4 protein-coding genes are annotated in these 4,082 nt (G+C 39.5%); 3 read left to right on the top strand and 1 reads right to left on the bottom strand.

Features of this window, described 5'->3' with window-relative positions; genetic code table 11:
* From AB685_RS27580 to AB685_RS27570, 3 genes are all read left to right on the top strand, one after another.
* On the top strand, positions 1-725 hold a 725-nt coding region (locus AB685_RS27580), incomplete at its 5' end, for an iron-containing alcohol dehydrogenase (RefSeq protein ID WP_047973798.1).
* Between the two features lie 164 nt (positions 726-889).
* Positions 890-2,239, top strand: a complete 1,350-nt coding sequence (locus AB685_RS27575; RefSeq protein WP_047973797.1) for a glucose-6-phosphate isomerase — start codon at positions 890-892, stop codon at positions 2,237-2,239.
* Between the two features lie 379 nt (positions 2,240-2,618).
* Positions 2,619-3,041, top strand: a complete 423-nt coding sequence (locus AB685_RS27570) for a YugN-like family protein (protein ID WP_047973796.1) — start codon at positions 2,619-2,621, stop codon at positions 3,039-3,041.
* Here the strand turns inward: AB685_RS27570 and AB685_RS27565 are convergent.
* The coding region (locus AB685_RS27565; protein WP_241773399.1) for a potassium channel family protein at positions 3,025-4,082 on the bottom strand (1,058 nt) is incomplete at its 5' end. The two genes, AB685_RS27570 and AB685_RS27565, sit on opposite strands and share 17 nt — an antisense overlap.

The following is a 4,082-nucleotide window of genomic DNA, read 5'->3' as shown; positions in this document are numbered from 1 at the left end:
ATGCTGGCTCTGTTATTACAAACTGGGAAACAAGTCAAAAAGTTGGCTGGGGTAGCCCATTTTCATTCCCGACATTYYCTATTTTAGATCCGAAAAATACTTTGTCCGTTCCGGAAGATCAAACGATCTATGGAATGGTTGATATGATGAGTCATGTCATTGAAGCTTATTTCCACCATGCAGAAAATACTCTATTGCAAGATCGCATTATGGAATCCATCTTGCTTACTGTGATGGAAACAGCTCCGAAATTACTTGAAGACCTACAAAATGTCGAGCACCGTGAAACGATCTTATATTGTGGCACGATGGCTCTAAATGGCATTACGCAAATGGGGCTTCGTGGTGATTGGGCATCACATAACATTGAGCATGCGGTTTCAGCGGTGTATGATATTCCGCATGCAGGTGGTTTAGCGATTATCTTCCCACACTGGCTTCGTTATAGCCTTGATGAGAAAATTGAGCGTCATGTTAAACTTGCAACGAGAGTACTTGGTGTCGATCCTACAGGGAAGTCTGACCGTGATATTGCACTTGAAGGTATTGAGAAGCTATCTGCCTTCTGGACAAAAATTGGTGCACCGAATCGCTTAGCAGACTATGACATTGATCGCTCACAAATTGAGCGTATGGCTGGAATTGCAGCTGAGAATGGGGAATTTGGAAACTTCAAAAAGCTAAATAAGGAAGATGTCGAAAATATTTTAACTGCTGCACTATAAATGATGTAAACGAAGAAAAAGGCGAGCTTTCGTCTTTTTCTTCGTTTTCTCTATAATCTTAAAGTGGTTCCGCTTACATTCATTCTTGAACTTGATTCTTATATGTGCATTCGGTTAAAGTGAATAGTGGTATGAATGTTAACGACTAAGGAGGCATTACCTTCATGGAAAAAATTCAGTTTGATTATTCAAAAGCTTTGTCTTTTTTTGGACAACATGAAATTGATTACATGCAAGATGCAGTGACGGCAGCACATGAGGCCCTACATAATAAGACGGGTGCTGGGAGTGATTTTTTAGGATGGATTGACCTTCCGACTGCTTATGATCGTGAAGAGTTTGCACGTATTCAAGCAGCAGCAGATAAAATCAAGAACGATTCTGACGTGTTATTAGTTGTGGGAATTGGCGGTTCTTATCTCGGAGCACGTGCGGCAATCGAAGCCCTTAATCACTCTTTTTACAATGTTCTTTCAAAAGAAGAACGCAAAGCACCACAAGTATTCTTTGTAGGGAATAATATCTCTTCAAACTACGTTAAAGATTTATTTTCACTACTTGATGGAAAAGATGTCTCAGTCAATGTGATTTCAAAATCAGGTACAACTACTGAGCCAGCTATCGCATTTCGTATTTTCCGTGAGTTCTTAGAGAAGAAATACGGAAAAGAAGAAGCGCGTCGTCGTATTTATGCAACCACTGATCGTGAAAAAGGTGCTCTTAAGACACTTGCCACAGAGGAAGGCTATGAGTCGTTTATTATTCCTGATGATGTAGGTGGACGCTTCTCAGTCCTAACAGCTGTAGGTCTTCTTCCGATTGCTGTAAGTGGACTTGATATCGAAGCATTAATGAAAGGTGCAGCGGATGCTAGTGAAGATTTAGCTAATCCAAACTTAGCTGAAAATCAAGCGTATCAATACGCAGCTGTTCGTAATGCCTTTTATAATAAAGGGAAAACAATTGAACTAATGGTAAACTACGAACCCTCTCTTCACTACGTATCAGAGTGGTGGAAACAACTATACGGAGAAAGTGAAGGGAAAGATGGTAAAGGCATTTTCCCAGCAGCTGTTGATTTCTCTACCGACCTTCACTCAATKGGACAATACGTCCAGGATGGTCGTCGTGACTTGTTTGAAACGGTATTAAACGTAGGTAAGGTACGCGAAGAAATAAAGATTGAAGAAGCAGATAGCGATCTTGATGGCCTTAATTACCTTGCTGGTGAAACGATGGATTTTGTAAATAAGAAAGCTTTTGAAGGTACAATGCTTGCTCATACAGATGGTGGAGTTCCAAATTTAATTGTGAACATCCCAGAATTAAATGAGTATCAATTTGGATATTTAATTTATTTCTTCGAGAAAGCTTGTGGTATTAGTGGGTATTTACTTGGAGTAAACCCATTCGACCAACCAGGTGTTGAAGCTTATAAGAAAAACATGTTTGCACTACTTGGCAAACCAGGATTCGAAGTTGAGAAAGCTGAACTTGAAAAGCGTTTAAAATAAATATGCACTTACGGAAAGGCCATGCGACGTTTTAGTCGTATGGTCTTTTTTGGGGCTAGAAATTTTGAGGATATTGAGGTGGTGAAGGGGTGTTAAGAGGTTGTTTCGCACATATAATGAGAAATAATTGGTCGATAGCACATAAAACCAAAATTTAGCCCATAGCACGCCATCTATCGCACATATTACAGTGAATTTCGCACATAACACCATCACACTCGCTCATAATTCAATAATTTCGCACAAAAGAGATATGAGAGGCTCACTTGCCCCTCATTTTACCGCATGCCAGTACAGTCACTTCCGCTTTTCTTTGTCATATTGTTTTCTTTTTGGGTCACACTATGGGTATAAAATTGTGTGCGAAGGGGTGTTTAGCATGATTGCGTTACAATCTGCTATTGAAGGGAAAGAGTTCAAACTTCAAGCGTTAGAAGAGAAATTGAAGCCGCTTGGCTATAGTATTGGTGGGAATTGGGATTACGAGCATGGTTTTTTTGATTATAAAATTGATGAAGACGTTGGCTATACCTTTCTCCGTATTCCATTTAAACCGATTGATGGTGAGTTGGGTCAGCGTGGAGTAAGTGTCTCCTTAGGACAACCTTTCTTATTAAGTCATAATTACCAAAAAGGTCTAGATGACAACACAGACCCATTGAATGGGCTAGTTCCGATGACCTATAATAGTGTCTTTAACCAATTTGCAGAGCCTGTGGATAAAGACGCTAAAGTAGATCAAAAGTATATGACTGTTGCGAGAAGTCTAATTCAGGAGCTTGAACTTACTTTATTGTATTAACATGTAGTCTGTTAATAACAATTAATAAGTCATTCTCTAGCATTTGCATATCCTGTGGCGGGTGGAGTAAAACGTCTTCATTCCGTTTTACTCCTATTAGCAATTGTCCACTCTCATAAAGACCTTGTAATAACCTTGCGAATGGCAACCCGATTTGATCATTTGTTAATGCTTGAAAGGTTAGTTGGTTTTTCTCATCAAATGTTAGTAAATCATCGAGAAYATCACTCATATGGTGATAGAGCAGGCTATTGATCAGGACCGATCCAGTTAAAGTAGTCGACTCAATAATTTCATCTGCTCCAGCGCGCTTAGCATTTCCAATTTGTTCAGTTGTTAATACTTCCACAATCGTATAAACTTCTGGATGTTGTGATTTGACAGCGAGTGTGGATAAAATAGATTGTGCATCTGAGGAGATTTCACTTCCTTGATTCTGAGCTGTAATTAAGACACTGCTTGCAAGACCGACATTTGCTTGTTTTAAAGTAGCATCTTCACTACTATTTCCCCTTACAAAGTGAATATGCTTAAACCCTTGAGGAATTTCTTTTAATGTCTCATCAATTAATACTACACTGGCCTTTGGCTTCACCTTTTGTAAATTTTCTATTGCATGCCTGCTCCGTTCATTCCATCCAATCATAATGACATGGTCTTCTCCCATATAAGTCAACGCCCCTTCACGAAATGCATTTACATWTGAAATTGTTTTAGCTGCAAGCGAGGTAACAAATAGCGTCATAAAACCAACACCAGAAAAGATTAATAGAATGCCTAAGATCCTTCCAATCGTCGTCATCGGTACAAAGTCACCATAACCGACCGTAGAAACCGTCACTAATGCCCACCACACTGCATCAAACCAAGTCGGAAAAACGGTTGGTTCGATTAAATGGATGATAAGTCCAATCGTTGTAGCCAACAGAAAAACGATAAAAACTAAGCGTGCAACAAGGGGGATACGCCCGACAAGTGCACGTAAAACAACGAACTCCAACATATCCACACCTCGCCATTGATTAAGTAATAATAGTACTC

Source organism: Bacillus sp. LL01, from assembly GCF_001037965.1.
This window is presented reverse-complemented; position numbering and strand designations above follow the sequence as displayed.

What these genes read in the sequence shown, in the direction of transcription:
- AB685_RS27570 (WP_047973796.1), top strand. Translation starts at nt 2,619, where the DNA reads ATGATTGCGTTACAATCTGCTATTGAAGGGAAAGAGTTCAAACTTCAA.